We start from the raw sequence: 25,569 nt of genomic DNA, 5'->3' as shown, positions 1-25,569 counted from the left end.
GTTACCACAAGTGCCTGTTGCCGGTTTGGCAATAGGCTTCACCCCAAGGAGATTGACCATGCAAACCTCTCAGCCCCAACGCCAACGCTGTGAAGTCTGGACCCGTGTGATGGGCTACCACCGACCGGTTTCGGCCTTCAATCCCGGCAAGCAATCGGAGCATCGCGAGCGTGCGCACTTTACCGAAAGTGCCGCTGCGGCCGGGCGCCAATGAGCCGAGCGCTACGGGTCGGGGGCCTGGCGCCCCTGACCACCCTCGACTACCCCGGCATGCTCGCCTGCGTGCTGTTTTGCCAGGGCTGCGCCTGGCGTTGTCGGTATTGCCATAACCCGGACCTGATCCCCCCTCGCGGCAGCGATGAGGTGGATTGGCGCCGGGTTTTGCTGTTTCTGCAACGCCGCCAGGACCTGCTGGACGCCGTGGTGTTCAGCGGCGGCGAACCGACCTTGCAGGAAGGCCTGCCGGCAGCCATGGACGAAGTGCGCCATATGGGCTTTCGCATTGGCCTGCACAGTGCCGGGATCAAGCCTGCCGCGTTCGGCCACGCCCTGGTTCATGCCGACTGGGTCGGGTTCGACGTCAAGGCCCTGGCCGAGGATTGCCAGTTGATCACCCAGGTCAAAGGCAGCGGCGCCGCCAATTGGCGCAGCCTCGACCTGCTGCTGCACAGCGGCGTGGACTATGAGTGCCGCACCACCGTGCACTGGCACCTGATTGACCCGCAGCGCCTGCTGCTGCTGGCCCAGCGTTTGCAGGAACGAGGAGTCAAGCGTTTCGCCGTGCAGCTGGTGCGCACCGCGCGCATGCTCGATGAGCAGTTGCCGAGCGTTTCGGCGCAAGCCTTGCTGCCAGAACTGTGGGAAAAAATGCGGGCACTGTTCCCGGCATTTGTTTTACGGGGTTGAGCCTTTCGCACAACCCCTTTCAAGCGTGGCGACTGAACTCCCACCGGATCTACAAAGATGCTGCCCCTTGTGGGCAGGTATTCATCAGGGAGCTTATGACATGACTCGATTGACCACCGCCCGCCGCATCGCCATCGGCTTTGCTATCGCCCCCCTGGCCCTGGCCGGCATGGCGTTGTACGCCTTGCACGACCTGGGCACCCTCAAACAACAGTCGGAGCTGATCGTGCAGCAGGACTGGCCGAAAATCGCCCCGATCATGGTGATTGCCACCGGCGTGCGCGATAACGGCCGCAACACCCGAGACTTGCTGATCGACCAGGACAACCAGGCGGCCCAGCAGGCCATTGGTACTACCCGGCAACGCATCACTGACGCCTTTACCCAGTTAGAGCCATTGTTCGATACGGCCGCCGGCCAGGCGGCCTATGCCGACCTGAAGAAACACCGCGAAGCCTATGTGGGCGCCTTTACCCAGGTGCAGGCACTGATCCGCCAGGGCGCCCATGCCGAGGGTGTGGCCCAGCTCAAGCAAAACGTACAACCCGCCGAGCAGGCGGTGTTCAAGAGCCTGGAGGCGATGATGGCCCTGCAGGGGCAGATTTTTGCCGAGCGCGAACACGCAGCGCAAACCCTGTACAGCGACGCGCGGCGCAATATGCTCGGGCTGTTCCTGCTGTGCGTGGCCCTGGTGGTGGCGGCAGCGGTGATTGTCACCCGCAGCGTGACCCGGCCCCTGGGCGGCGAGCCCGACGAGGCGGCGCGGGTGTTGAGCCAGATTGCCCAGGGCGACCTGACCACGGTAGTGCCAACGGCAGGCAGCGCTGACGGCAGCGTGATGAAGAACCTGCAGCACATGCAGCACAACCTTAACGAAATGGTGCGCCAGATCGCCGCGTCGGTGGACCGCGTGGCCAGTTCGTCCGAGGAGTTGAGCGCGGTCAGTAGCCAGACCAGCAGCAGCCTGCAGTCGCAAGGTATGGAGATTGAACAGGCGGCCACCGCGGTCAACGAGATGACGGCGGCGGTGGATGAGGTGGCGCGCAATGCCGTCAGCACCAGCGAAGCCTCGCGTCTGTCGGCGCAGACCGCCCAGCTTGGGCGTGATCAGGTGCAGGAAACGGTCGCCTCGATCAGCACCCTGGCAGACGGTGTGAGCGGCACGTCGGTGCGCATCCAGCAACTGGCCGGGCGGGTGCAGGACATCAGCGGCGTGCTGGAGGTGATCCGCAGTATTGCCGACCAGACCAACCTGCTGGCGCTCAACGCGGCCATCGAAGCGGCACGGGCCGGGGATGCCGGGCGTGGTTTTGCGGTGGTGGCTGATGAAGTGCGGGCCCTGGCCCATCGCACCCAGGCCTCGACCCAGGAGATTGAGCAGATGATCGGCAATATCCGTCTGGACACCGAACAGGCCGTGACCGCGATGCAGGGCAGCAGCGACCTGGTGCGAGCCACCTTGAGCGTGGCACAGCGCTCGGGCGAGGCGCTGGAAGCGATTACCCAGTCGATCTCGCAGATCAACGAACGCAACCTGATGATCGCCAGCGCCACCGAAGAACAGGCATTGGTGGCGCGGGAAGTGGATCGCAACCTGGTGGGCATTCGCAACCTGTCCGAGCAGGTGTTGCTGGGGGCCCGGCATACCGATACGGCGGGGCATGAGCTGGCGCAGATGGCCAGCGAGTTGCACCTGACAGTCGCCAGGTTCCGCGTTTAGCGCTGGGCCTGTGTGCGGGCTTGCCCGAATGCCGTTCAGTTAAGCGCAGATCCCCTGTGGGAGCGGGCTTGCCCGCGAAGACGTCGGCCCAGCAACCATTGATGTTGACTGACCCACGGCTTTCGCGAGCAAACGCGCCCCCCCATTTGATCTGCGCCGCTTTGAGTATTGCGTTCGCTTGACCGAACGGCGTCTTACAGGTTCCAGCCCCAGAACTGTAGCCACCAGCCATACGCCACCAGCCCATTACCCAGTAGCAGGCAAGCCGAGGCAGCGCAGCGTCGCGCCAGGGGTAGATCGGCCAGCTGTGTCCACGCCAGCCACACACACCAACCAACAGCCCCGACCAGCAATGCGCCGCGCGCCGGTTGGACCCATTCGAGCAGCAACCCTTCGTAGCGCAACAACTTCACTGTGGTGGCCGACAGCCCGAGGAACAGCCCCGCACCGCCCAGGGGCGTCAAGGTCAACGCCAGGGCCCAATACCGTGCACGATCACCGCTGATTCTTGCGGCCAGGCGCACCAGCCCCATCAAGGCGCCGCCGATCAGCAGGCCGCTGGCGCCCAGGTACGCGACGATGCAAAAGCCGTCCAGCCAACTGAAACTGTCGTTGGCCTGGGGGTAATGGGTCAACAGCCACCAGGGCGCGCTGTCCTGCAATGGCCACAGCCAGTCGCGCTCCACCAGCCACTGCGCCAGGGACTGCTTGAGCGTGATAAACCATGGGCTGACGGTCCACTGGAAGGCGCCCATCGCCAGGCCGATCACCCCGAACAGCAACAAGCGCGTATCCCAGGCCAACGCGGGTTTGCGTGGGGCCTGGAGGATTTCGCTATTGCATGAGCGGGCAATCAACTGCACCGCGCCCCGTTGCCCGCTGCAGCGCCCGCAGGCGTGGCAATCGCTGGCGCCTTGCAGGCGGCGGATGTCCAGCAGCGGCGCGCAGTTGGGCAAGGGCAGGCGCGGGCCGTCGTTGGCTTTCCAGCGTTGTTCGTCGACCTGGAAATGCACCGGTGCCAGGCGCGCGAGCAGGGCGAACACACCGCTGACCGGGCACAGGTAGCGGCACCACACCCGTTTGCCACGCACGAACAACAACCCCACCAGCACGGCGGCCACGGTCGAACCGCCGAGAATCAGCAGGGCCGCCTGGGCGTAGTCGTAGACACTGATCAACTGGCCGTAGAGGGTGGTCAGGCAGAAGCCTACCGTGGGCCAGCCGCCCCAGCGGATCCAGTTCGGAATGCCCAGGCCACGTCCGTGGCGGCTGGCCCATTCGCTCAAGGAGCCCTCGGGACAGAGCACGCCGCACCACACGCGGCCGAACAACACGATGGACAGCACCACGAACGGCCACCACAGGCCCCAGAACAGGAACTGTGCCAGCAGCGTCAGGTTATCCAGCAGGCGTGCCTGGCTGTCGGGCAGCGGCAGCCACGCCGGCACTACCAGCAGCCCGGCGTAGAACAGCACCACGGCCCATTGCACGCCACGAATCACCCGCCCATGGCGGCGCATGCCATCCCCCAGGCGTTGCAGCCAGGGGGTGTTCACAACGGCGCTCGCCGGGCCCGGTACAGCCCGCGGCCGACCAGCAACCAATACCCCGCCAGCACCAGCAGGGTGATAGTGCTGGGCGTCGCGCGGTAGCCGGCAAACCCTGCGAGCACGGCGCCCAGGCCGTGGCTGTCACTGAGCAGCACGCTGCTGTCCCACCAGGCTTCGCCGACCAGGGTGTAGACCCAGTTGGGCATGTCCATCGCCAGCAGTTGCCCGCCGATACGTTCCACGGCGGCCACCAGCAAGGAGGCCGCCAACAGCAGTAACAGAGCCTCGCTGAGGGCGAAAAAACTCGACCAGGAAATCAACCGGCGTGTACTGCGCAGCAGCATCACTGTGAGCCCGGCCAACACCAGGCCCAGCCCGCCGCCAATGGCGAACAGAGCCAATGCCGGGCCGTCCAGATGGGCGCCGGCGCCGTACAGAAACACCACGGTCTCGCTGCCTTCACGGCTGACCGCCAGCAGCGCCAGCAACAGCAACCCCAGGCCACCCTGGCGTGCCGCGCGCTGGTCGGCTTCGCGCAGCAGGGTATGGCGCAGGCCCGGCCCGTGGCGATGCATCCAGAACACCATCTGCACCATCAGTAGGCTTGCCAACAGGGTCATGCCGGCCTGGAACCATTCGCCGCCAGGCCCGCTCATGGCTTCGCCGGCCCACAGCATCAGGCCGGCCAGCCCGGCAGAACACAGCAGGCCCAGCACCACGCCAGCCCACAGGAGGCGCCCCAGGCGCGAGTCCTCGGGCTGCTGGCTGATCCAGGCCTGAAGGATGCCGATCACCAGCAACGCCTCGACGCTTTCGCGCCAGACGATAAACATCGATTGATTCATCAAATGCTCCTGGGCCGTTATTCGGCGAGGATGCTGCCTTCGGGCAGCTGTGAGTTGAATTCGTCGAAAAAGGGATAGGCGCCCGGTTTGAGCGGGTGGATCACCACAAAGGTGGTGACCCCCGGTGACAGCACCTTTTCCACGCGCAGTGGTGTGCTCTCGAACTCGGCCGGGCCCTGGCCAATGTTTTTCAGCACGATCTTGAAGCGTTGGCCGGCCGCCACCTTGAGTTGCGCCGGGGTGAAGTGGCCGTCTTGCAGGGTCAATTCATAGGTGGGCAAGGGCGCGGCCAGGGCCGAGCCACAGGCCAGCAGGGCGCAGAGGGCGAGGGGGCGGCGCATTCAGTAGCCGCCTTTTTTGCCGATCCCCGCGTAGACGAATTCGTAGTGCACTTCACATCGCTCGAACCACGGCGCGACCCCGGTTTCCTTATCGGTGTGTCGGCCCAGTGAGCCATGGCCGCTGGGCGGCATCACGGTGAAGGTCAGCTGATATTTGCCCGGGCCCAGCAGCTTGACGTTGTCGCCGTAGTGCGGCCCGTCGTTGGCCACCATGGCGTGGAACTCACCGATGATCGGGCTTGCGCCGCCTTGTTTCTGCAGGCGGAACGACACGTTGAGGTAGGGCACGAAACTGCCCTCCTGGAAGCCCTGCTGGTTGTCGGCGGTGGCGCGGATATCGGCTTCCAGATGCACATCCGAATCGGCGGTGGCGCGCATCATGCCTGGCGGTGCCATCTCGATCGGTTGCAGATAGACCGCGCCGACTTCCAGGCCAGGGCACATTTGTGGCTCGCCGATCGGGTATTCCTTGGCGACGGCCGCGCCAGTCGACAACAGCAGGGCCAGTGACAGCGTGAAGGGGATACGCATGGGTACTTCCTGACAGGGCAAATGAGAAGTCGAGTCTAGAAAGCTTTGCTGTAAATAATAATGATTCCTGTCAAGTTTCCAGGGATATACACATAACCATTCTTGACGTTGGTCAAGGCCGTGGGGCGGCGGCAGCCGTAGGATCCAATCACTGCCCACCGCTGTGGAGCCTGCTCATGGCCAAGCCATTCCCGCTCAACCCCAAACACCCCGAACGTATCTGCTGGGGCTGTGACCGTTACTGCGCGACCACCTCCCTGGCCTGCGGCAACGGGGCTGACCGCACCATGCATCCGGCCGAAATGATCGGCGACGATTGGTACCTGCATGGTGATTGGGGGATTGAGTTGCCGATTGCTACGGACAAAGTACCGGAAGCTGGCTGACCGGTGGTGAGGGGACTTGCCAGGTGCCTGAGCAGTCGTTGGCATTTTTTCTGAACCCTCACGTTCACCCCTGGCCCTAAGGTATATGACCTCAGGAGGTGAACCATGCAAATCGAATACATCTGGATTATTTTGGCAACGCTGTTGGTGCTGGCTGAGTTGTGGGCGATCAACTGCGTATTGCGCAGTGCCAGTCGAGCCGAAACCAAGATGCTGTGGGTCGTGGTGATTGTATTCGTGCCGCTGCTGGGCATGATTCTGTGGGCGATCACCGGGCCCAAGGCGATTGCCAAGGAAAACGCCGGCGCCAATCGGTGAACCTCCCGCGTAAAAAAATCGTTTAAATGCCAAAAGAGTTGTCCACGAAAACCGTGGGTATCTCTGTGGATAACCTTGCGCGGGCCCGGCAGCGCTGGCGATTCAACCCGCGGTTAATATTTGATCAGGATCGTTCGCAAGCCTTTTGGCGTGCGGCTTGCGCTTGACACGCGTCGCTGAAATCGGTGCCGGATCCGCAGTTCTACAGCAAACCCTGGAGCGCCTGGCGATAGCTGCGACCACCCAGGCTCAGGCTGTTGTTATGACTCGCCCCCGGCACCAACAGCAGGTGCTTGGGCTCCAGGGCCGCATCAAACAGTTGCTGGCTGAAGCGCGGCGGCACATAGCGGTCGTCAAGGCCATGCACCACCAGCAAGGGCATATGGATCTCGGCGATCTTGTCGATGGAATCAAACTTCTGCGACAGCAACCAGCGCACCGGCAGCGAGGTATTGGCCACGGCCGCCGCCACGTCGGCCAGGGAGGTAAAGGTGGACTCGATCACCAGCCCGCGCACCGGCGGCGGCAGCTGTTTATTGGCGGCCTGCTGGCCCAACTCGGCCGCCAGGTCGATAGCGACGGCGCCGCCCAGGGAATGGCCGTAGATCAGGCGCTTGCCTGGATCAGGTTGCAGCAACTGGAAGCGCTCCCAGGCAATCCGCGCATCTTCATAGACGCTGGTCTCTGACGGCAAGTCGCCCTGGCTCTGGCCAAACCCGCGATAGTCGATGGCCAGCACCGAGTAGCCCTGGGCGTGCAGTTGCTCGATGCGAAACAGCTGGCCAGTGAGGTTCCAGCGCACGCCGTGCAGGTACAGGATCGCCGGCGCGTCTTTTTTCGCCGCCGGCCACCACCAGCCATGCAGGCTCTGCCCGGACTTGAAGCTGGCCGGCTTGAGTTCGAACTCCTGTAAGCCTTGCGGCAGGCCGCGGTACCAACTGGCGGTGCCGGGCTCGATGCGAAACACCAGCTCGCGCTCCTTGTGTTGAAGCACATTGCAGCCCACGGGCAGGCCGATGATCAGCAATGCCATGCACAGCAGGGGCAACCAGCGCAAACGCAGGCGCGAGAGAAAACGTGAGACCATGGAGGTTCCAGGACAGGAGCGAAGCCGGATTTTTACCAGATGCCTGGCCAGTGAGGGGAATATTCAGACCACCGTCAGGGGGCGATTGCTTGCAAAGTGTTACAGGCGGTCTGCACGCGATTGCGCCCCTGATCCTTGGCGCGATACAGCGCCTGGTCGGCCTGGGACAGCAGGCGCGACAGATCGTGGCAGGCCGGCGTGGTGGTCACCACCCCGATGCTCACACTGAGGAACCCCGGTGCCAGCAGGTCCAGTTCGGCGAACCGCTGGCGAATGCGTTCCGCCACTTGCACGGCGCCTCGTTCATCGGTATTGGCCAGCAGGCAGGCAAACTCTTCGCCACCAATACGCGCAAACAGATCGTGCTTGCGCAAGATCGACGCGGTCAGTTGGCTGAAGGCGATCAACGCCTGGTCGCCCATGGGATGGCCAAAACTGTCGTTCAGGCGCTTGAAGTAATCGAGGTCACACAACAGCAATGTCACCGGCTGCCCGCGCTGCGTGCTGTCGGCCAGCAGTTGTTCGCCATGGAGCATGAACGCCCGGCGGTTGCCGATACCGGTCAGCACGTCGGTGAAGGCGGCCGCCTTGAAGTTGAGTTCGGCGCGCTCCTTGACCATCGCCAGGGTGACGTAGGCGATGCCGATGGCATACAGCATGGATTCGAACAGCATGAACGAAAAAAGCTGTACGCCGTCGTTCATCAATGCGTTCGGGTCCTTGTACGGCATGCCGGGATCGAGCACGCCGCGCACGCAGTAAAAGGTCGTATGCAACAGCATCAGCACCACGGCTGGCAGATAGGCCACTTCCAGGTGTTGACGGTGGCGCCACAACTCCAGGGCCGACAGCACGCCGTAGCTCGCGGCTATCAGGGAATACAGGGTCACCCGGCTGGACATCGAGCCATAGAACTGCGGGACCAGGCACATCACCAGCCACAGCGCCGGCCCGGCAAGGATGCCCGGCAGGTGTGGCTTGCCCTGGACAAACAGGCGCATGGCGGTCCAGTTCATTGCCGCGCTCATCAGGAGCACCACATTGCCTATCACCAGCGCGACGAAGTCCACGCCCACCCCGCGCACGACCATCAACGCCGTGCCGAGGGAGGCCAGCAACAGCATCACGCCAAGATAGCCCAGGGTGGGCTCACGTACGCGATGCCAGGCATGCACGGTGAGCAAGCCCATCAGGCAAAAAACGAAGACGGCAACTATCAGGAGCGTCGGTATGTGCAGCATCATGTCCTTGACCCCGAAGGATGCACTGTCGAGATCACCCCGTCGGACACGTGCCTGGGCGGTGATCCGGTGCACAAAGGGCGCAATTGTAGCTGGATAACCCATAACAATGCTGGCCTATGGACAGCTTGACGCTGGCAGGGCGTCACCGACATGCTGCGCGACCCTGCGACCAAAAGGCTCCCCATGGACAACAGCCCCGTACGCATCACCGCCGAAGAGTTGCTCTCGGACAACTGGTACCTGCTGAAAAAATACAGCTTCGACCTGCGTCGCCGGGACGGCAGCTGGCAAGCCCAGACCCGCGAGGTGTACGACCGTGGCAACGGTGCAACCATCCTGCTGTACAACACCTTGCAGCGCACAGTGTTGCTGATCCGCCAGTTCCGCATGCCGACCTTCGTCAATGGTCATGACGGCTACCTGATCGAAACCGCCGCTGGCTTGCTGGACAACGCCAGCCCCGAAGAACGTATTCGCCTGGAAGTCGAGGAAGAAACCGGCTACCGCGTAGGCCACGTGGAGAAAATCTACTCGGCCTTCATGAGCCCGGGCTCGGTGACCGAGCGCATTCATTTCTTTATCGGTGAGTACCAACCTGCCGACCGCGTGGGCGAGGGCGGCGGGCTGGAGCACGAAGGCGAAGATATTCAGGTGCTGGAGTTGGGATTCGACGAGGCCATCGCCATGGTTGGCCGCGGCGAAATTGTCGATGGCAAGACCATCATGCTCCTGCAATACCTGGAGCTGCGGCTGCTCAAGGCGGCGCTGACCCTCGCGTAGAAGCCAGCGCCTCCAGGGGCATTTTCTTCAATACGCACTGGCTACAGGGACGTAGCGTACAGGCCTGTCCACCTGTCATTACAAAAAAGGAAGTGCAATGAGTTTGATCATGTCCATGGCCGCCTTCGCCTTGGCGACGTCCATCACCCCCGGCCCGGTCAATGTGGTCGCCCTTGGCTCGGGCGCGCGCTTTGGTTTTGCCGCCAGCCAGAAACACGTGGCCGGCGCGGCCTTGGGCTTCACCTTGCTGCTGGTGTTGATTGGCCTGGGCCTGCACGAACTGCTGGTGCGCTGGCCGATCCTGACCCAGGGCATCCAGTGGGGCGGGGTGGCCTTTCTGATGTACATGGCCTACAAGCTGGCGATGGACGACGGCCGGCTGGATGCGCAAGACGCGGCTGTTGCGCCGTCGATGCTCTATGGCGCGGTCATGCAATGGCTCAACCCCAAGGCCTGGCTGGCGTGTGTGGCGGGCATGGGCCTGTTTGCGGCCGATGGTGAGGCCGCGCGGGTCTGGCAACTGGCGGCGGTGTACCTGGTGATTTGCTATCTATCGGTGGCTTGCTGGGCGTATGTCGGCACGTTCTTTCGTCGTTACCTGAGCAATGCCCGGGGCATGCGCCTGTTCAATCGGGCCATGGCGCTGTTGCTGGTGATCAGCGTGGTGTACCTGTTGCTGGCGTGAGTCAGCCGCGATACTGCCCCGGCGTGGCCGCCAGGTGTTGTTTGAACGTGCGCTGCAGATGTGCCTGGTCGGCAAAACCGGCGGCCAGTGCCACATCGGCAATCAGGTGGCCGCTACGTAACTGGTTGCGGGCGAACTGGACGCGCTGGTTGATCAGGAACGCATGGGGCGTCATGCCGTAAGCCTGCTTGAACGCGCGAATCAGGTACGACGGCGACAGCTGCGCCGCCTGGCAGATTGCTTCCAGCTTCAGCGCCTCGGTGCAATGCGCGCGGATGTACTCGGCGGCGTGTTCCAGCTTGTGATTGACCTCGCGTACAGGCTCGGCAGCCGGGTTCAGGCGCAGTTGCACCTCAGTGAAAAAACTCACCACGGCGCTGTGTTTCTGCAGGTGTTCGGTGTGCTCGTCGACCAGCACGGTGTACAGCTCCAACAGGCCGGCAAACAGCAGCGGGTCGTCGGTATGGGTCGCGTCGAAGCGGCGAAAGCCCAAGTCACTGGCAAACCCCAACTGGTGTTGCAGATCGGTCAGCCAGGGCGTGTCGATGTAGAGCATGTGATACGACCAGGGTTGGTCGTCGATGGGGTTGCAGGCATGCACATCGCCCGGGTTCATCAGCACCACAGTGCCGGCGCGGATGTGGAAGGTGTCCGGGCCATGGAGATAAAGGCTTTGCCCGGCGGTGATCGCGCCAATCGAGAAGTGGTCGTGGGCATGCCGGGTGTAGCAGACCTTGCGCCCATCCTCGATGGTACGCGCCTCGATAAACGGCAGGCTGGCATCACGCCAGAAGCGTGGGGCGGCGAGGTCGGGCAGCGCCATGGTGCAATCTCCGGGGGACCTTGTAGGACCACGATGATTGCACATAAATACGCCGCCGACCTTATGTAGAAGCCGGCAAGCCCCCACATTTCTCAGGGGGCGCCCCCAGGCTTAGAAGTCCCAGCGCGTCGCCAGTTGCAGGCTGCGCGGCTCGCCGTAGAACCCGGTGCCGAAGTTGCCCAGGCCGGTGTAGTACTTTTTATCCAGGGCATTTTTCACGTTCAACGTCGCGCTCAAGTGCTCGTTGAAGCGATAGCGTGCCATCAGGTCCACCAGGTAGTAGCTGTCCTGGGTGATGCGCGCGTATTGGCCAAAGTTGACCGTGTCATTCGGGTTGGGCTGGAACACATTGCCGAAGAATTCGCTCTGCCAGTTGACCCCGGCGCCGAGGGTCACCTTGTCCAGCGCGCCCGGTAGGCGATAGGTGTTGAACAGGCGCACCACTTGTTGCGGCGTGGTGGTTTGCAGCACCGAGCTGTAGACGTAATCGTCGTTGGCATCGCGGGTGTGCTGGTAGGTGTAGCCGGCCGAGACATTCCAGCCGTCCAGCACTTCGCCGGCCAGTTCCACCTCAAAGCCCTTGGTGGTGGCGCCGGCAATCGGGCGATAGATCGAGTCGCTTTCAAAGCCCGAGACGTATTGCGCGACATTGTCCTGTTCGATGCGGAACGCGGCGAAGCTGGCGTTCAGGCGGCCGTCGAAAAAGGCTGCCTTGAGCCCGGCTTCGTAAGTGTCGCCCTCAATCGCGTCGAGCAATTTGCGGTCGGCATCCTTGCTGTTTTGCGGGCGGTAGATCTTGGTGTAGCTGCTGTACACCGACCAGATGTCGTTGAGGTCATAGACCACCCCGGCGTAGGGCGTCACCACCCCGGTTTGTTTGTAGCTGGTGCGGGCGTCGGTACTCGTCGCAGCGTAGAAGTCGGTGGTGTCGGTGTTGCTGAAATTGCTGACGCGGGTACCCAGGATCACCGACAGGTCATCGGTAGGCTTGAGGCGGGTCGCCAGGTAGGCGCCGGTTTGGCGTTGCACAATATCGTTCTGGCCGCTGCGCGGGATATCCGGCTTGGCGTACTCACCACGCCAGTCATAAATGCTGCCGCCCACCGGCGGGTAGATCGAACCGTAGACCGGCACGTCCTGTTTCGAGCGGGTTGCCATAAAGCCCATGATCAACTCGTGCTCGCGACCCAACAGGCTGAACGGGCCGCTGAGGTTGACGTCGAGGGTGTTCTGCACCTGGTCGCCCTTGTACTTGCCCATGAACATATACATGCCCTCACCAGTGACCTGGTCCGGGTTGCCGCCACTGGCGGAGGCGAGCAAGGTGTCGTGCTGGCTGCGCTTGCGGTCCAGGCTGACTTTGAGCGACCAGTCGTTGGCCAGCTTTTGCTGGACCGAGGCGAAGATCGTCTGGTTCTGGAAGTCGCGGCGGCTCCAGTCGGCGGCCGGATTGAACGAGCGCGAGAAATTCGTGCGATTGCCATTGCTGAAATACATCGGGAAACCGGTCCAGCTGGCGCCACGGGAGCGGGTGTCCTGCTGGTCGATACCGAAGGTCAGCAGGGTGTCGGGAGTCAGATCGGCTTCGAGGATGCCGTAGGCAATGTCCTTGGTGTGCTGGTAGTGGTCCAGGTACGACGAGCGATCCTGATAAACCCCGACAAAACGCCCGCGCACATTGCCCGACTCGGTCAGCGGCCCGGAGATATCGCCTTCGGTGCGATAGTTGTCCCAGGAGCCCACGGTGCCGGTAACCGAGGCCTTGAAGTCCTTGGTGGGCTTTTTGCGGATCAGGTTGACCGTGGCCGACGGGTCGCCCGAACCGCTCATCAGGCCCGATGAGCCCTTGATGATTTCCAGGTGGTCGTACACCGCCATATCGGTGCTGGTGGTGCCGTAGTCATACACGCCGTCATAGGTGGAGTTGACGCCGTCGTACTGGAAATTGGTGATCGGCAGGCCACGGCTGGAGAACTCCCAGCGCTCGCTGTCGTAGTTCTGCACGCTGACGCCAGGGGCGCGGCGCAGGGTGTCGGCGATGTTGTTGGAACCCTGGTCATCCATCTGCTGGCGGGTGATCACGGTGACCGACTGCGGCGTCTCGCGGATCGACAGCGGCAGGCCGGTGGCCGAGGCCATCGAGCCGGTGGTGTAGGAATGGCTGTCTTCGGTGGTGGCGCCCAGGGCCACGCCGGAAATGGTGGTGGCACCCAGCTCCAGCTCGCCGGTATTGAGCGGCACCAGCTCCAGCACATAGCCATTGTCGCCCTGGGGCTGGGCCTGCAAACCGCTGCCTTGCAACAAACGCTGCAAGCCGGCTGCGGGGGTGTAGCTGCCACTGAGTCCAGGGCTGGTCTTCCCCGCTGCCAGGCTGTTGTGGCCGGCGATAAACACCCCGGACTGCTCGGCAAAGCGATTCAGCACGCTGACCAGCGACCCGGCGCCAATGTTGTAGCTGCGCGTGGTTTCCTGGGTCGACGGCGTTTCCACCGCCTGCACATTGAGCGGGCCCAGGCAGAGCAGGGTCGCGGTGATGGCCAGCGCCAGGGGGCGCAGCGTGAAAGCAGCGGGTTGCGACATGGAAGGTTCCCTACGGATTCGGCGAATATGAAAGCGTCTGCTGGGTTAACCGAACGAACGTCGAAAAGGGGAACAGGTGGAGCCAAAAAAACTGCTCGCCTTGAGCCAGGCCTGTTGTGGCGAGCGGGCTTGCCCGCGTTGGACTGCGCAGCAGTCCCATCTTTTGGGGCCGCTACGCGACCCAACGCGGGCAAGCCCGCTCGCCACAACAGCCCGGATGGTTGGCGTTAGGTAGCGTGTGTTTTGGGCCCCACGCTGACCCACCACGGCAGCACTCTGTCCACCTGGATCGGCAATGCCGCCTCCAGCAGCCGCAACGCATGCTCGCTGTCCTTGAGCGGGAACGAGCCCATCACTGGCAGATGGGCCACGGCCGGGTCACAACCGAGGTGGCCGGGCCGGTAGCGGTTCAGTTCACCGATCAATTGGCCCAGGGGCAGGTTGTCGGCCAATAGCACGCCGCGGCTCCAGGCCTCGCGGGTGGCGGATGCGGGCACTGTGCTGCGGATCGTGTGCCGACCGAACACCGCCTGTTGTCCGGACTCGATAATGCGTACCTGCTGGCCGTCGGCGGTGCGCACTTCTACCCGGCCGTCGAAGACATTCAGGGTGGTGCTGTCTTCGCTGTGCAGCACACTGAAGCGCGTACCCAGGGCACGCAGGTGGCCGTGCGCCGTGTCGACCAGGAACGGCCGCTGGAGGTCCTTGGCGGTGTCGATCAACACTTCGCCAAAACGCAGGTGCAGCAGGCGCTGCTGCGCATCGAAGCGTACATCCATGGCGCTCAGGGCGTTGAGCCAGATATGTGTGCCGTCGGCGAGCAATGCGTCGCGGATCTCGCCGCTGGCCGTGGCGTAGTCGGCGCTCCAGCCGCCGATCACCCGGGGCAGGGCAGTGCCGCGCCAGGTGCCCCAGGCCAAGGTCGAACCGGCGCACAGTACCAATAATGTCTTGAGGGTTTGCCGCCGCGTGCTGCGCAGGGCGCGGCCGGCGCCGATGGGCTCGTCGGTCAGGGGCGCGAAGCGTTGGCTGACGCGCTCGACATAGCGCCAGGCAGCCTGATGCTCGGGGTTCTGCCCCAGCCATGTCTGCCAATGCTGTTGTGCCTGGCTGCCGCCTTGCGGGTCCTGTAGGCGCACATACCATTGGGCTGCCTGCTGCAGGCTGGCGTGGCTGAGTTTTCCGCTGGGGTTCATTCCACCAGCAACCCGTCGAGTTCGGCTTCCAGCACCGCGCAGTGCAACAGCGCCTGGGCCATGTATTTTTTCACCATGCGCTCACAGACCCCCAACTGCAGGGCGATTTGCTTGTAGGTCAGGCCATGCAGTTGCGCCAGCAGGAAGGCGTCGCTGACCTTGCGCGGCAGGCGCGCGAGCATGGCATCGACCTCGTACAGGGTTTCGACAATGATCGCCCGCTGCTCCGGCGATGGCTGCACCGCCTGTGGGCGGTCGGCGAGGCTTTGCAGCCAGGCCTGCTCCAGTTGGCGGCGGCGCCAATGGTCGATGCACAGGCCACGGGCGATGGTGGCCAGGTACGAGCGCTCGCGCACGGCGTCAGCCTGGTCAGGCGGGCGCTTGAGCACGCGGATAAAGGTGTCTTGCGCCAGGTCGGCGGCATCCCAGCGGTTGCTCAGGCGCCGGCGCAACAGGCCGAGCAGCCAGGAGTGGTGGCTGCCGTAGAGCTGACTGAAGGAAGCGGGGGAAGTCGACACAATATCCAACCGGCGCTGGCGCCACGACGTGAATAGGAATTGGTCGCGATTAAAGCAAAGGCCTGCGGGCAGCGCAAATGATATTGGTTTGCTTTTGCGAAAGGCTTTGCCTGCAGAGCTGCACAAATCAAATGTGGGAGCTGGCAAGCCAGCTCCCACAAGGCGTCTCCGGCATAAACTCAAGATCAGCTACGTGAGGTCGGCACCAGAAACGCGGCCTCCAGCAACTGCCGGGTATAGGCATGCTGGGGATCGGCGAAGATGGTTTTGGCATCCCCCTGTTCCACCACTTGCCCCTGTTTGACCACCATCAACTGATGGCTCAGGGCTTTGACCACCGCCAGGTCATGGCTGATAAACAGGTAAGTCAGGTTGTACTTGGCCTGCAGGTTGCGCAGCAGTTCCACCACCTGGCGCTGCACCGTGCGGTCGAGAGCTGAGGTGGGCTCATCCAGCAGGATCAGGCGTGGCTTGAGCACCAGGGCGCGGGCAATGGCGATGCGCTGGCGTTGACCTCCGGAGAATTCGTGGGGGTAGCGGTGACGGGTCTGCGGGTCGAGCCCTACCTCCTTGAGCGCGGCGATAATCGCTGCTTCCTGCTCGGCCGCGGTGCCGATCTTGTGGATGCGCAAACCTTCGCCAACGATCTCGCTGACGCACATACGCGGGCTCAGGCTGCCAAACGGGTCCTGGAACACCACCTGCATTTCCCGGCGCAATGGCCGCACCTGTTGCTGGGTCAGTTGGTCCAGTTGCTGGCCCTCAAAACGGATCCCGCCCTTGCTGCCGATCAACCGCAGGATCGCCAGGCCCAGGGTGGATTTGCCCGAGCCGCTTTCGCCGACAATACCCAGGGTCTGGCCCTGGGGCAGGCTGAAGTGGATGCCGTCCACCGCCTTGACGTAATCGACGGTATTACGCAGGAAGCCTTTTTTGATCGGGAACCAGACTTTCAGGTTGTCGACTTCCAGCAGCGGTGGGCCAACCGCGTTGCTCGCCGGACCGCCACTGGGCTCGGCGGCCAGCAGTTCCTGGGTGTACGGATGCTGCGGGGAGCGAAACAGTTCTTCGCAGGACGCCTGCTCGACAATGCAACCGCGCTGCATCACACACACGCGGTGGGCAATGCGCCGCACCAGGTTCAAGTCATGGCTGATCAGCAACAGCGCCATGCCCAGGCGCGCCTGCAACTCCTTGAGCAGTTCGAGGATCTTCAACTGCACGGTCACGTCCAGGGCTGTGGTCGGCTCGTCGGCGATCAGCAGTTCCGGCTCGTTGGCCAGGGCCATGGCGATCATTACCCGCTGACGCTGGCCGCCGGACAACTCATGGGGCAAGGCCTTGAGGCGCTTGTGCGGTTCGGGGATGCCCACCAGGTCCAGCAATTCCAGGGTGCGCAGGGTCGCGGCCTTGCCGGTCAGGCCCTTGTGCAGGCCCAGCACTTCGTTGATCTGCTTTTCGATGGAGTGCAGCGGGTTCAGCGAGGTCATCGGCTCCTGGAAGATCATCGCAATGCGGTTGCCGCGAATCTGGCGCAGGGGCTTTTCTTTCAGGGTCAGCAGATCCTGCCCGGCATACTTGATCGTGCCGGACGGATGCCGCGCCAGGGGGTAGGGCAGCAGGCGCAGGATCGAGTGGGCGGTCACCGACTTGCCGGAGCCGCTTTCGCCGACCAGGGCCAGGGTTTCACCGCGGCGGATATCGAAGCTGATATTTTCCACCACGCGCTGATGCTGCTCGCCGGTGACGAACTCGACGCTGAGGTCGCGGACTTCGATCAGATTGTCCTGATTCATCTCATTTCCTCGGGTCGAAGGCATCGCGAGCGGACTCGCCGATAAACACCAGCAAACTCAACATGATCGCCAGCACCGCAAAGGCACTGATGCCCAGCCATGGCGCCTGCAGGTTGGATTTGCCCTGGGCCACCAACTCGCCCAGGGACGGCGACCCGGCGGGCAAGCCGAAGCCCAGGAAGTCCAGGGCGGTGAGGGTGCCAATCGCGCCGGTGAGGATGAAGGGCATAAAGGTCATGGTCGAGACCATGGCATTGGGCAGGATATGGCGGAACATGATCGCGCCGTTCTGCATGCCCAGGGCGCGGGCCGCGCGCACGTATTCCAGGTTACGGCCGCGCAGGAACTCGGCGCGCACCACGTCCACCAGGCTCATCCAGGAAAACAGCAACATGATCCCCAGCAGCCACCAGAAGTTCGGCTGCACAAAGCTGGCGAGGATGATCAGCAGGTACAGCACCGGCAACCCCGACCAGATTTCCAGGAACCGCTGGCCGGCCAGGTCGACCCAGCCGCCATAAAAACCCTGCAGGGCCCCGGCCGCCACACCGATGATCGAGCTCAACACCGTCAGGGTCAGGGCAAACAGCACCGACACTCGAAAGCCATAGATCACCCGCGCCAGCACGTCGCGGCCCTGGTCGTCGGTGCCCAGCAGGTTATCCGCCGAGGGCGGCGCCGGCGCCGGGACTTTCAGGTCGTAGTTGATGCTCTGGTAGCTGTAGGGGATCGGTGCCCAGAGCGTCCAGGCATCCTTGGCCTTGAGCAGTTCGCGGATGTACGGGCTTTTGTAGTTGGCTTCCAGGGGGAACTCGCCGCCGAAGGTGGTTTCCGGGTAGCGCTTGAGCGCCGGGAAGTACCAGTCGCCGTCGTAATGCACTGCCAACGGCTTGTCATTGGCGATCAACTCGGCGCCCAGGCTCAGGCCAAACAGGATCAGGAACAGCCACAGCGACCACCAGCCACGTTTATTGGCCTTGAAACGCTCGAAGCGGCGGCGATTGAGGGGGGATAGCGTCATCTCAATGCTCCCGGCTTTCGAAGTCGATACGCGGGTCGACCAGGGTGTAGGTCAAATCACCGATCAGTTTCACCACCAGGCCCAGCAGGGTGAAGATAAACAGGGTGCCGAACACCACCGGGTAATCGCGGTTGATCGCCGCTTCAAAGCTCATCAGGCCCAGGCCGTCGAGGGAGAAGATCACTTCGACTAGCAGCGAGCCGGTAAAAAAGATGCCGATAAACGCTGAAGGGAACCCGGCGATCACCAGCAGCATGGCGTTGCGGAACACATGGCCGTAGAGCACGCGGTGATTGGTCAGGCCCTTGGCCTTGGCGGTGATCACGTACTGCTTGTTGATCTCGTCGAGAAAGCTGTTTTTGGTCAGCAGGGTCATGGTGGCGAAGTTACCGATGACCAGGGCCGTGACCGGCAGCGCCAGGTGCCAGAAGTAGTCGAGGATCTTGCCGCCCCAGCTCAGTTCGTCAAAGTTGTTGGAGGTCAGGCCTCGCAGCGGGAACCAGTCAAAATAACTGCCGCCGGCAAACACCACGATCAGCAGGATGGCAAACAGAAACGCCGGGATCGCATAGCCGACGATGATTGCCGAACTGGTCCACACGTCAAAGTGGCTGCCATGGCGAGTGGCCTTGGCGATCCCGAGGGGGATCGAGACCAGGTACATGATCAGGGTGCTCCATAACCCGAGGGAGATGGACACCGGCATTTTCTCCTTGATCAGGTCGATGACCTTGGCGTCGCGAAAGAAGCTGTCGCCAAAGTCCAGCTGGGCGTAGTTCTTGACCATGATCCACAAGCGTTCCGGCGCCGACTTGTCGAAGCCGTACATCTTCTCGATTTCCTTGATCAGCGTCGGGTCCAGGCCCTGGGCCCCGCGGTAGCTGGAGCCGGCCACCGAGACTTCGGCACCGCCACCGGCGATACGGCTGGTAGCACCTTCAAAGCCTTCGAGCTTGGCGATCATTTGTTCCACCGGGCCGCCGGGGGCGGCCTGGATAATCACAAAGTTGATCAGCAAAATGCCGAACAGCGTGGGGATGATCAGCAGCAACCTGCGAAAAATATAAGCCAGCATGTCAGTCGCCTCCGCTCGCCGGATCGGCCGTGGTCTGGGGTTGCGGCGTTACGGCCGGGGCCTGATGGGGCTTGATCCACCAAGTGGCAATGCCCACGTCATAGCGGGGCGGGACTTTAGGGTGGCCAAGGTGATTCCAATAGGCCACGCGGTAGGTCTTGATATGCCAGTTGGGGATCACGTAGTAGCCAAACTGCAAGACCCGGTCCAGGGCCTTGGCGTGGGCCACCAGGCTGTTACGCGAGTCGGCATTGATCAATTGTTCCACCAATTCGTCGATGGCCGGGTCCTTGAGGCCGATGTAGTTGCGGCTGCCGGGCTTGTCGGCACTGCTCGATTGCCAGAACTCACGCTGCTCGTTACCCGGTGAAGAGGACTGCGGAAAGCTGCCGACCATCATGTCGAAGTCCCGCGAGCGCACGCGGTTGACGTATTGCGAGACATCGACCCGGCGGATCACCAGTTCGATGCCCAGGTCCGCCAGGTTGCGCTTGAACGGCAGCAGGATGCGCTCGAAGTCGGTCTGGGCCAGCATGAACTCGATGCTCACCGGCTTGCCGGTGGTGTCGACCATCTTGTCGTCAACAATGCGCCAGCCGGCCTCTTGCAACAGTTGGTAGGCTTCGCGCTGCTGGGTGCGGATCATGCCGCTGGCATCGGTTTTTGCCGGGGCGAAGGCCTGGGTGAAGGCTTCGTCAGGGATCCTGCCGCGCAGCGGTTCGAGAATCGCCAGTTCGGCAGGGCTGGGCAGGCCGGTGGCGGCCATGTCCGAGTTCTCGAAATAGCTGCGGGTACGGGTATAGGCGCCGTTGAACAGTTGCTTGTTAGTCCATTCGAAGTCCATCAACAGGCTGATCGCCTTGCGCACCCGCACGTCCTGGAACATCGGCTTGCGGATATTGAACACAAAACCCTGCATCCCGGTGGGATTGCCGTTGGGCAGTTCTTCCTTGATCAGCCGGCCCTCGGCCACGGCCGGGACGTTGTAGGCGTTGGCCCAGTTCTTGGCCGTCATTTCCTGCCAGTAATCGAACTGCCCGGCCTTGAGCGCCTCCAGGGCCACGGTGCTGTCGCGGTAGTAATCGCTGATGCGGTAATCGAAGTTGTACAGGCCCTTGTTGACGGGCAGGTCCTTGCCCCAGTAATCCTTGACCCGCTCGTAGCGGATCGAGCGCCCTGGCTTGACCTCGGCCACTTTGTACGGGCCGCTGCCCAGGGGGATCTCCAGGCTGCTCTTGGCAAAGTCACGCCCGGCCCACCAGTGTTTGGGCAACACTGGCAATTGGCCGAGGATCAACGGCAGTTCGCGGTTGCTGGTGTGCTTGAACTTGAACAGCACGCGCAACGGGTCTTCGGCGATCACTTCGGCGACGTCGGCGTAGTAGGTGCGGTAGATCGGGCTGCCCTGGGTGATCAGGGTTTCAAAGGTGAACACCACATCTTCGGCATGCACCGGATGGCCATCGTGGAAGCGCGCTTCGGGCCGCAGGTAGAAGCGTACCCAGCTGTTATCCGGGGCTTTTTCGATCTTGCCGGCGATCAGGCCATATTCAGTGATGGGCTCGTCCAGGCCCTGCTGGGCTAGGGTGTCGTAGACCAGGGTGATGTTATCGGCGGGCACGCCCTTGCTGATAAACGGATTGAGGCTGTCGAAGCTGCCCATGGCTGCTTCGCGAAAGGTGCCGCCTTTGGGCGCATCCGGGTTGACGTAGTCGACATGCTTGAAATTGGCCGGGTACTTGGGCGGCTCGTCATACAGGGTCAAGGCATGTTGTGGGGCAGCAACGGCCTGGGCGCAAAACAACAGGCCACTGATAATCGCAGTACGCAAAGGCATCATTGGGGTTTCTCCGAAGCTTTCAGCCACCACGCGCTCAGGCCCAGGCTGTAGGGCGGCGTGGTGACGAAGGCGAACCGGTTACGGTACGCCAGGCGATGATAGTTGAGATACCAATTGGGAATACTGTAGTGCTGCCACAGCAGGACCCGGTCCAGGGCCCGGCCGGCGGCGACTTGTTGGTCGCGGGTCTGCGCCGCGAGCAGTTGCTCCAGCAGGTGGTCGACCACCGGGTTGGCGATGCCCGCGTAGTTCTTGCTGCCTTTGATCGCGGCCTGGCTGGAGTGGAAGTACTGCCACTGTTCAAGGCCAGGGCTCAAGGTCTGGTTGAGGGTCATCAGGATCATGTCGAAATCAAACTGATCGAGGCGCTGCTTGTACTGCGCGCGGTCCACCGTACGCAGGCGGGCATCAATGCCGATGCTGCGCAGGTTTTCGACGTAAGGTTGCAGGATGCGCTCCAGGTTCGGGTTGACCAGCAGGATTTCGAAACGCAGCGGCTGGCCATTGCTGTCGAGCAGGCGCTGGCCAGAGAGTTTCCAGCCACCTTCGGCCAGCAGGCCGAGGGCACGGCGCAAGGTTTCCCGGGGGATGCCGCGCCCGTCGGTCTGCGGCAGGCTGAAGGCCTGGGTAAACAGATTGGCCGGTAGCTGGTCGCGATAGGGCGAGAGCATCAGCCATTCATGACCCACCGGCAGGCCGCTGGCCGCGAATTCGCTGTTGGGGTAGTAGCTCAGGGTGCGTTTATAGGCGCCGCTGAACAGGGTGCGGTTGGTCCACTCGAAATCGAACATCAGCCCCAGCGCTTCGCGCACTTTGGCCTGGCTGAAAGTGGCGCGCCGGCTGTTCATGAACAGGCCCTGGCTCTGGGTCGGGATCTGGTGGGCAATCTGCGCCTTGATGACTTCGCCACGGTTCACCGCCGGGAAGTTGTAGCCATTGGCCCAGTTTTTGGCCTGGTGTTCGATATAAATGTCGAATTCGCCGGCCTTGAATGCCTCGAAGGCCACGTCGCTGTCGCGATAGAACTCCACCTCGACCTTGTCGTAGTTGTAGAACCCGCGATTGACCGGGAGGTCCTTGCCCCAATAGTCCTTGACCCGCTCGAATACCAATTGCCGGCCCGGTTGCACCTGGCTGATGCGATAGGGCCCGCTGCCCAGCGGCGGCTCGAAGGTGGTGGCCTTGAAGTCGCGGTTTTTCCAGTAGTGCTGAGGCAGCACCGGCAACTCGCCCAGGCGCAGGATCAACAGCGGGTTGCCGGCGCGCTTGAACACGAAGCGGATGCGATGGGGGTTGAGTACATCCACCCGGGCCACTTCCTGCAGGTTGGTGCGGTATTGCGGATGGCCTTCGGTCAGCAAGGTGCGGTAGGAAAACGCCACGTCGTCGGCGGTAATGGGCTTGCCGTCATGGAAACGCGCTTGCGGGCGCAGGTTGAACACCACCCAACTGCGGTCCTCGCTGTACTCCACAGATTGGGCAATCAGGCCATAACTGGACGTGGGCTCGTCGCCGGATGGGGCGTACTGGCCGGTGCCGACCATCAGCGGCTCGTTGAGCTCGTTAACGCCGTATTGCAGGAAATTGGCGGTGGAGACCGGGCTGGAGCCCTTGAAGGTATAGGGGTTGAGGGTGTCAAACGTGCCAAATGCCATGACCCGCAAGGTGCCGCCCTTGGGCGCTGCGGGGTTTACCCAATCGAAGTGGGTGAATTTGGCCGGGTACTTGAGCGTACCGAACTGCGCATAACCGTGGTTCTCGGTAATGGTCGCATTCGCGCAAAAGCTCAAGGCCAGACTTATTAGTAGAAGGAGGGGACGCTTCAAGTCAGAGATCCGATCCGGGCGGCTTGGGCTTTATGATCGGTACAGTAACAGCTTGTTCCACTTGGAAAAAGACTGTTGAAAAGGCCATTTTCAGGCTCGGAGGGATCTTGAGCGGTGCGCAGGGCCTGTATGGGAGCTGGCTCCCATACAGGCCTGCGTGCACTCGGTTTATCTTGGCCCGGAAACCACCAGCATCTGCCCCGGCTTCAAGGCCTGGCCAGTGCGAGGGTTCCAACGCTTGAGATGTTGCATCTCGACGTTGAAGCGCTTGGCAACCATGTACAGCGAGTCACCTTTCTTGACCTTGTATTGCACCGGTTTCTTGCCGCCAGCCTTGGCCACCAGTTTGCGGGTGTCCTGCATCACCAGGGTCTGGCCAACCTTCAGGGCCTGGCCATTGAGCTTGTTCCAGCGCTGCAGGTCATGCACATCGACCTTGTTGGCCTTGGCAATCAGCGTCAGGTTGTCGCCGCTCTTGACCTTGTAGCTGCGCGAGCGCCCGGCCACGGCCTTGTGTTCGACTTCGTCAAACACCGGCTTTTTCGGGCGCAGGCTCAACAATTCCTCGGGGTTCATCGAGGACAGGCTACTGGCCAGTAACTGCGCCTTGGAGGTGGGCACCAACAAATGCTGGGGACCGTCCAGGGTGGTTCGTTGCTTGAAGGCCGGGTTGAGCTGGAACAGTTCGTCTTCGTCGATCTCGGCCAGCGCGGCGACCCGGGACAGGTCCATGCTCTGCTTGACTTCGACCATTTCGAAGTACGGCGTGTTGGCAATCGGGTTCAGGTTGACGCCGTAGGCCTCGGGGGCCAGCACCACCTGGGACAGCGCCAGGAACTTGGGCACGTAGTCCTTGGTTTCCTGGGGCAGCGGCAGGTTCCAGTAGTCGGTGGGCAGGCCGAGCTTCTCGTTGCGCTCGATGGCCCGGCTGACCGTACCTTCACCCGCGTTATAGGCCGCCAGGGCCAGCAGCCAGTCGCCGTTGAACATGTCATGCAGACGTGTCAGATAGTCCAGGGCGGCGGTGGTGGAGGCGGTGATGTCGCGACGGCCGTCGTAGGCACGGGTCTGGCGCAGGTTGAAGTAGCGCCCGGTGGAGGGAATGAATTGCCACAGGCCGACCGCATCGCTGCGTGAATAGGCCATTGGGTTGTAGGCACTTTCAATCACTGGCAGCAGCGCCAGCTCCAGGGGCATGTTGCGTTCTTCAAGGCGTTCGACGATGTAGTGAATATAGAGGCTGCCACGTTCGCCGGCATTCTCCAGGAAGGACGGGTTGCTGGCGAACCACAGGCGCTGTTGCTCGATACGCGGGTTGACGCCGACACCGTCCTGCAGTTGGAACCCCTGGCGCATGCGCTCCCAGACATCCTGGGGGACCTGCGGGCTTGGCTTCTCTGAGAGCCAAAGGGGCTTTTGCTTGATCTTGGCTGTGAGTACGGGTTTGGGTTGCACGGTGGATTGTGCAGCGAAATGAGTGGTTTGGCAGCCCGCCAGAGTTGCGGATACGGCCACCGCAATGGCTTGAGCCAGGCGGGTCAATGCGTCTGAATGGTTGGACTTACGAATAGATGACGACATTGGCTGGAAGTTAGTTCCGGGCAAAAATGTCGGGCGATTCTAGAAAGCGCTTGGGTTCCGGTCAACCATTCAGAAATTTCGTATCAGAACCTGTCTGCTTAGAACGTGTCTTTCCACGCTCGCAAGCTAGCAAAAACCTCGCTCCCAGCGCGGTTATCGCGGTTCCCCCACTCGTCCGCTTTTTGTTTAACGGATGTTTCGGCGGTGCGCAAAAACGGGTTGGTGAGTTTTTCCAGGGCCAGGGTCGAGGGCAACGTCATCTTGCCGGCTGCCCGAAGTTGGCTGACTTTAGCCACCCGTTCGGCGATATCGGCGTTGTGCGGTTCCACGGCCTGGGCAAAGCGCAGGTTGCTTTGGGTGTACTCGTGGGTGCAGTAGACCAGCGTGTCGGCCGGCAGCGCGGCCAGGCGCTCCAGGGAGTTGTACATCTGTTGCGGCGTGCCTTCGAACAAACGCCCACAACCGGCGGCGAACAGGGTGTCGCCGCAGAACAGCAAGCCATGATGATAAAAGGCTATATGTCCCAGGGTGTGTCCCGGCACGGCGAGCACGTCGAAGCCCCAGCCCAGCACCTCGATCCGGTCGTTATCGTTGAGCGCGACGTCACGGGCCGGGATTTTTTCGCTGGCCGGGCCATAGACCTTGGCGCCTGTGGCTTGCTTGAGCTGCTCTACGCCGCCCACGTGGTCATTGTGGTGGTGGGTAATCAGGATGTCGCCGAGGGTCCAGTCCGGGTGCTGCGCAAGCCACGCCATGACAGGCGCGGCATCGCCCGGATCGACCACGGCACAACGATGGCTGCGATGGTCCTGTAACAACCAGATGTAGTTATCGGTGAAGGCGGGCAGGGCACTGATCTGTATCATTCTTCTATTCGCCAAGCTGAACACATTGGTGCATCTTAGAACGTCTTGGCGAGT

24 protein-coding genes are annotated in these 25,569 nt (G+C 62.4%); 7 read left to right on the top strand and 17 right to left on the bottom strand.

What is annotated here, in order from left to right; genetic code table 11:
- Positions 1-58: 58 nt before the first annotated feature.
- From nrdD to HBR94_RS03240, 3 genes are all read left to right on the top strand, one after another.
- Complete coding sequence (gene nrdD / locus HBR94_RS03250; protein WP_038441552.1) at positions 59-214, top strand: anaerobic ribonucleoside-triphosphate reductase; 156 nt, start codon at positions 59-61, stop codon at positions 212-214.
- Positions 211-906: an anaerobic ribonucleoside-triphosphate reductase activating protein gene (locus HBR94_RS03245; RefSeq protein ID WP_170044139.1), complete on the top strand. Its 696-nt coding sequence runs from the start codon at positions 211-213 to the stop codon at positions 904-906. Before nrdD ends, HBR94_RS03245 begins: the two co-directional genes overlap by 4 nt.
- A gap of 100 nt (positions 907-1,006) precedes the next feature.
- Complete coding sequence (locus HBR94_RS03240) at positions 1,007-2,626, top strand: methyl-accepting chemotaxis protein (RefSeq protein ID WP_120733256.1); 1,620 nt, start codon at positions 1,007-1,009, stop codon at positions 2,624-2,626.
- A 194-nt stretch (positions 2,627-2,820) separates the two neighbouring features.
- On the opposite strand, the gene HBR94_RS03235 is transcribed toward HBR94_RS03240, so the two are convergent.
- Genes HBR94_RS03235 through HBR94_RS03220 form a run of 4 tightly spaced genes read right to left on the bottom strand, consistent with a single transcriptional unit; the run spans position 2,821 to position 5,893 of the window.
- The gene (locus HBR94_RS03235; protein WP_170044293.1) at positions 2,821-4,146 is read right to left on the bottom strand and encodes a 4Fe-4S binding protein; all 1,326 of its coding nucleotides are present in this window, start codon (positions 4,144-4,146) and stop codon (positions 2,821-2,823) included.
- 32 nt (positions 4,147-4,178) lie between these two features.
- Positions 4,179-5,021, bottom strand: coding sequence for an FTR1 family protein (locus HBR94_RS03230; RefSeq protein ID WP_169960677.1), 843 nt, complete (start codon positions 5,019-5,021; stop codon positions 4,179-4,181).
- A gap of 17 nt (positions 5,022-5,038) precedes the next feature.
- Complete coding sequence (locus HBR94_RS03225; RefSeq protein ID WP_057436827.1) at positions 5,039-5,362, bottom strand: cupredoxin domain-containing protein; 324 nt, start codon at positions 5,360-5,362, stop codon at positions 5,039-5,041.
- Positions 5,363-5,893, bottom strand: coding sequence for an iron transporter (locus HBR94_RS03220; RefSeq protein ID WP_115128326.1), 531 nt, complete (start codon positions 5,891-5,893; stop codon positions 5,363-5,365).
- A gap of 176 nt (positions 5,894-6,069) precedes the next feature.
- On the opposite strand from HBR94_RS03220, the gene HBR94_RS03215 reads away from it, so the two are divergent.
- Complete coding sequence (locus HBR94_RS03215; RefSeq protein ID WP_057436825.1) at positions 6,070-6,279, top strand: DUF3079 domain-containing protein; 210 nt, start codon at positions 6,070-6,072, stop codon at positions 6,277-6,279.
- Positions 6,280-6,384: 105 nt separating this feature from the next.
- On the top strand, positions 6,385-6,597 hold the full coding sequence (locus tag HBR94_RS03210; RefSeq protein ID WP_057959387.1) for a PLDc N-terminal domain-containing protein: 213 nt from the start codon (positions 6,385-6,387) through the stop codon (positions 6,595-6,597).
- Positions 6,598-6,799: 202 nt separating this feature from the next.
- Here HBR94_RS03210 and HBR94_RS03205 read toward each other — a convergent pair whose 3' ends face one another.
- A complete protein-coding gene (locus HBR94_RS03205; RefSeq protein WP_170044138.1) occupies positions 6,800-7,684 on the bottom strand; it encodes an alpha/beta fold hydrolase in 885 nt (294 codons plus the stop codon).
- A 74-nt stretch (positions 7,685-7,758) separates the two neighbouring features.
- Positions 7,759-8,928 carry a GGDEF domain-containing protein gene (locus HBR94_RS03200; protein ID WP_170044137.1) on the bottom strand — a complete coding sequence of 390 codons (1,170 nt, stop codon included), beginning with the start codon at positions 8,926-8,928 and terminating at the stop codon, positions 7,759-7,761.
- A gap of 183 nt (positions 8,929-9,111) precedes the next feature.
- On the opposite strand from HBR94_RS03200, the gene HBR94_RS03195 reads away from it, so the two are divergent.
- Together HBR94_RS03195 and HBR94_RS03190 are read left to right on the top strand one after the other, a co-directional pair.
- Positions 9,112-9,708 carry an NUDIX domain-containing protein gene (locus HBR94_RS03195; protein WP_057436817.1) on the top strand — a complete coding sequence of 199 codons (597 nt, stop codon included), beginning with the start codon at positions 9,112-9,114 and terminating at the stop codon, positions 9,706-9,708.
- A 97-nt stretch (positions 9,709-9,805) separates the two neighbouring features.
- Positions 9,806-10,393, top strand: a complete 588-nt coding sequence (locus tag HBR94_RS03190; RefSeq protein ID WP_169989820.1) for a LysE family translocator — start codon at positions 9,806-9,808, stop codon at positions 10,391-10,393.
- Between the two features lies 1 nt (position 10,394).
- Here HBR94_RS03190 and HBR94_RS03185 read toward each other — a convergent pair whose 3' ends face one another.
- The 11 genes from HBR94_RS03185 to gloB all read right to left on the bottom strand — a co-directional run bounded on the left by HBR94_RS03185 (position 10,395) and on the right by gloB (position 25,515).
- A complete protein-coding gene (locus HBR94_RS03185) occupies positions 10,395-11,216 on the bottom strand; it encodes an AraC family transcriptional regulator (RefSeq protein ID WP_057436815.1) in 822 nt (273 codons plus the stop codon).
- Between the two features lie 111 nt (positions 11,217-11,327).
- Complete coding sequence (locus tag HBR94_RS03180) at positions 11,328-13,796, bottom strand: TonB-dependent receptor (protein WP_057959390.1); 2,469 nt, start codon at positions 13,794-13,796, stop codon at positions 11,328-11,330.
- 227 nt (positions 13,797-14,023) lie between these two features.
- Positions 14,024-14,992, bottom strand: a complete 969-nt coding sequence (locus tag HBR94_RS03175; protein ID WP_170044136.1) for a FecR domain-containing protein — start codon at positions 14,990-14,992, stop codon at positions 14,024-14,026.
- Positions 14,989-15,519, bottom strand: coding sequence for a sigma-70 family RNA polymerase sigma factor (locus HBR94_RS03170; RefSeq protein WP_115128320.1), 531 nt, complete (start codon positions 15,517-15,519; stop codon positions 14,989-14,991). Before HBR94_RS03170 ends, HBR94_RS03175 begins: the two co-directional genes overlap by 4 nt.
- Positions 15,520-15,695: 176 nt before the next feature.
- On the bottom strand, positions 15,696-17,306 hold the full coding sequence (locus HBR94_RS03165) for an ABC transporter ATP-binding protein (RefSeq protein WP_115128319.1): 1,611 nt from the start codon (positions 17,304-17,306) through the stop codon (positions 15,696-15,698).
- 1 nt (position 17,307) lies between these two features.
- Positions 17,308-18,327, bottom strand: coding sequence for an ABC transporter permease (locus HBR94_RS03160; protein WP_057436809.1), 1,020 nt, complete (start codon positions 18,325-18,327; stop codon positions 17,308-17,310).
- Between the two features lies 1 nt (position 18,328).
- Positions 18,329-19,402, bottom strand: a complete 1,074-nt coding sequence (locus HBR94_RS03155; RefSeq protein ID WP_057436807.1) for a microcin C ABC transporter permease YejB — start codon at positions 19,400-19,402, stop codon at positions 18,329-18,331.
- Position 19,403: 1 nt separating this feature from the next.
- Positions 19,404-21,242 (bottom strand): extracellular solute-binding protein, encoded by a 1,839-nt coding sequence (locus HBR94_RS03150; protein WP_057436805.1) that lies wholly within the window; start codon positions 21,240-21,242, stop codon positions 19,404-19,406.
- Positions 21,239-23,068, bottom strand: a complete 1,830-nt coding sequence (locus tag HBR94_RS03145) for an extracellular solute-binding protein (RefSeq protein WP_170044135.1) — start codon at positions 23,066-23,068, stop codon at positions 21,239-21,241. The genes HBR94_RS03150 and HBR94_RS03145 overlap by 4 nt, the downstream gene beginning before the upstream one ends.
- A gap of 168 nt (positions 23,069-23,236) precedes the next feature.
- Positions 23,237-24,649 (bottom strand): lytic transglycosylase domain-containing protein, encoded by a 1,413-nt coding sequence (locus tag HBR94_RS03140; RefSeq protein ID WP_115128317.1) that lies wholly within the window; start codon positions 24,647-24,649, stop codon positions 23,237-23,239.
- A gap of 98 nt (positions 24,650-24,747) precedes the next feature.
- Positions 24,748-25,515 (bottom strand): hydroxyacylglutathione hydrolase, encoded by a 768-nt coding sequence (gloB, locus tag HBR94_RS03135; RefSeq protein WP_057436801.1) that lies wholly within the window; start codon positions 25,513-25,515, stop codon positions 24,748-24,750.
- Between the last annotated feature and the right edge of the window lie 54 nt (positions 25,516-25,569).

This window comes from Pseudomonas sp. WS 5412, from assembly GCF_012985615.1.
GTDB lineage: Bacteria > Pseudomonadota > Gammaproteobacteria > Pseudomonadales > Pseudomonadaceae > Aquipseudomonas > Aquipseudomonas shahriarae.
Note: the sequence above shows the minus strand (reverse complement) of the source record. Positions and strands in the feature narration are given on the sequence as shown.

What these genes read in the sequence shown, in the direction of transcription:
- nrdD (WP_038441552.1), top strand. Translation starts at nt 59, where the DNA reads ATGCAAACCTCTCAGCCCCAACGCCAACGCTGTGAAGTCTGGACCCGT.
- HBR94_RS03245 (WP_170044139.1), top strand. Translation starts at nt 211, where the DNA reads ATGAGCCGAGCGCTACGGGTCGGGGGCCTGGCGCCCCTGACCACCCTC.
- HBR94_RS03240 (WP_120733256.1), top strand. Translation starts at nt 1,007, where the DNA reads ATGACTCGATTGACCACCGCCCGCCGCATCGCCATCGGCTTTGCTATC.
- HBR94_RS03235 (WP_170044293.1), bottom strand. Translation starts at nt 4,146, where the DNA reads ATGCGCCGCCATGGGCGGGTGATTCGTGGCGTGCAATGGGCCGTGGTG.
- HBR94_RS03230 (WP_169960677.1), bottom strand. Translation starts at nt 5,021, where the DNA reads ATGAATCAATCGATGTTTATCGTCTGGCGCGAAAGCGTCGAGGCGTTG.
- HBR94_RS03225 (WP_057436827.1), bottom strand. Translation starts at nt 5,362, where the DNA reads ATGCGCCGCCCCCTCGCCCTCTGCGCCCTGCTGGCCTGTGGCTCGGCC.
- HBR94_RS03220 (WP_115128326.1), bottom strand. Translation starts at nt 5,893, where the DNA reads ATGCGTATCCCCTTCACGCTGTCACTGGCCCTGCTGTTGTCGACTGGC.
- HBR94_RS03215 (WP_057436825.1), top strand. Translation starts at nt 6,070, where the DNA reads ATGGCCAAGCCATTCCCGCTCAACCCCAAACACCCCGAACGTATCTGC.
- HBR94_RS03210 (WP_057959387.1), top strand. Translation starts at nt 6,385, where the DNA reads ATGCAAATCGAATACATCTGGATTATTTTGGCAACGCTGTTGGTGCTG.
- HBR94_RS03205 (WP_170044138.1), bottom strand. Translation starts at nt 7,684, where the DNA reads ATGGTCTCACGTTTTCTCTCGCGCCTGCGTTTGCGCTGGTTGCCCCTG.
- HBR94_RS03200 (WP_170044137.1), bottom strand. Translation starts at nt 8,928, where the DNA reads ATGATGCTGCACATACCGACGCTCCTGATAGTTGCCGTCTTCGTTTTT.
- HBR94_RS03195 (WP_057436817.1), top strand. Translation starts at nt 9,112, where the DNA reads ATGGACAACAGCCCCGTACGCATCACCGCCGAAGAGTTGCTCTCGGAC.
- HBR94_RS03190 (WP_169989820.1), top strand. Translation starts at nt 9,806, where the DNA reads ATGAGTTTGATCATGTCCATGGCCGCCTTCGCCTTGGCGACGTCCATC.
- HBR94_RS03185 (WP_057436815.1), bottom strand. Translation starts at nt 11,216, where the DNA reads ATGGCGCTGCCCGACCTCGCCGCCCCACGCTTCTGGCGTGATGCCAGC.
- HBR94_RS03180 (WP_057959390.1), bottom strand. Translation starts at nt 13,796, where the DNA reads ATGTCGCAACCCGCTGCTTTCACGCTGCGCCCCCTGGCGCTGGCCATC.
- HBR94_RS03175 (WP_170044136.1), bottom strand. Translation starts at nt 14,992, where the DNA reads ATGAACCCCAGCGGAAAACTCAGCCACGCCAGCCTGCAGCAGGCAGCC.
- HBR94_RS03165 (WP_115128319.1), bottom strand. Translation starts at nt 17,306, where the DNA reads ATGAATCAGGACAATCTGATCGAAGTCCGCGACCTCAGCGTCGAGTTC.
- HBR94_RS03160 (WP_057436809.1), bottom strand. Translation starts at nt 18,327, where the DNA reads ATGACGCTATCCCCCCTCAATCGCCGCCGCTTCGAGCGTTTCAAGGCC.
- HBR94_RS03155 (WP_057436807.1), bottom strand. Translation starts at nt 19,402, where the DNA reads ATGCTGGCTTATATTTTTCGCAGGTTGCTGCTGATCATCCCCACGCTG.
- HBR94_RS03150 (WP_057436805.1), bottom strand. Translation starts at nt 21,242, where the DNA reads ATGATGCCTTTGCGTACTGCGATTATCAGTGGCCTGTTGTTTTGCGCC.
- HBR94_RS03140 (WP_115128317.1), bottom strand. Translation starts at nt 24,649, where the DNA reads ATGTCGTCATCTATTCGTAAGTCCAACCATTCAGACGCATTGACCCGC.
- gloB (WP_057436801.1), bottom strand. Translation starts at nt 25,515, where the DNA reads ATGATACAGATCAGTGCCCTGCCCGCCTTCACCGATAACTACATCTGG.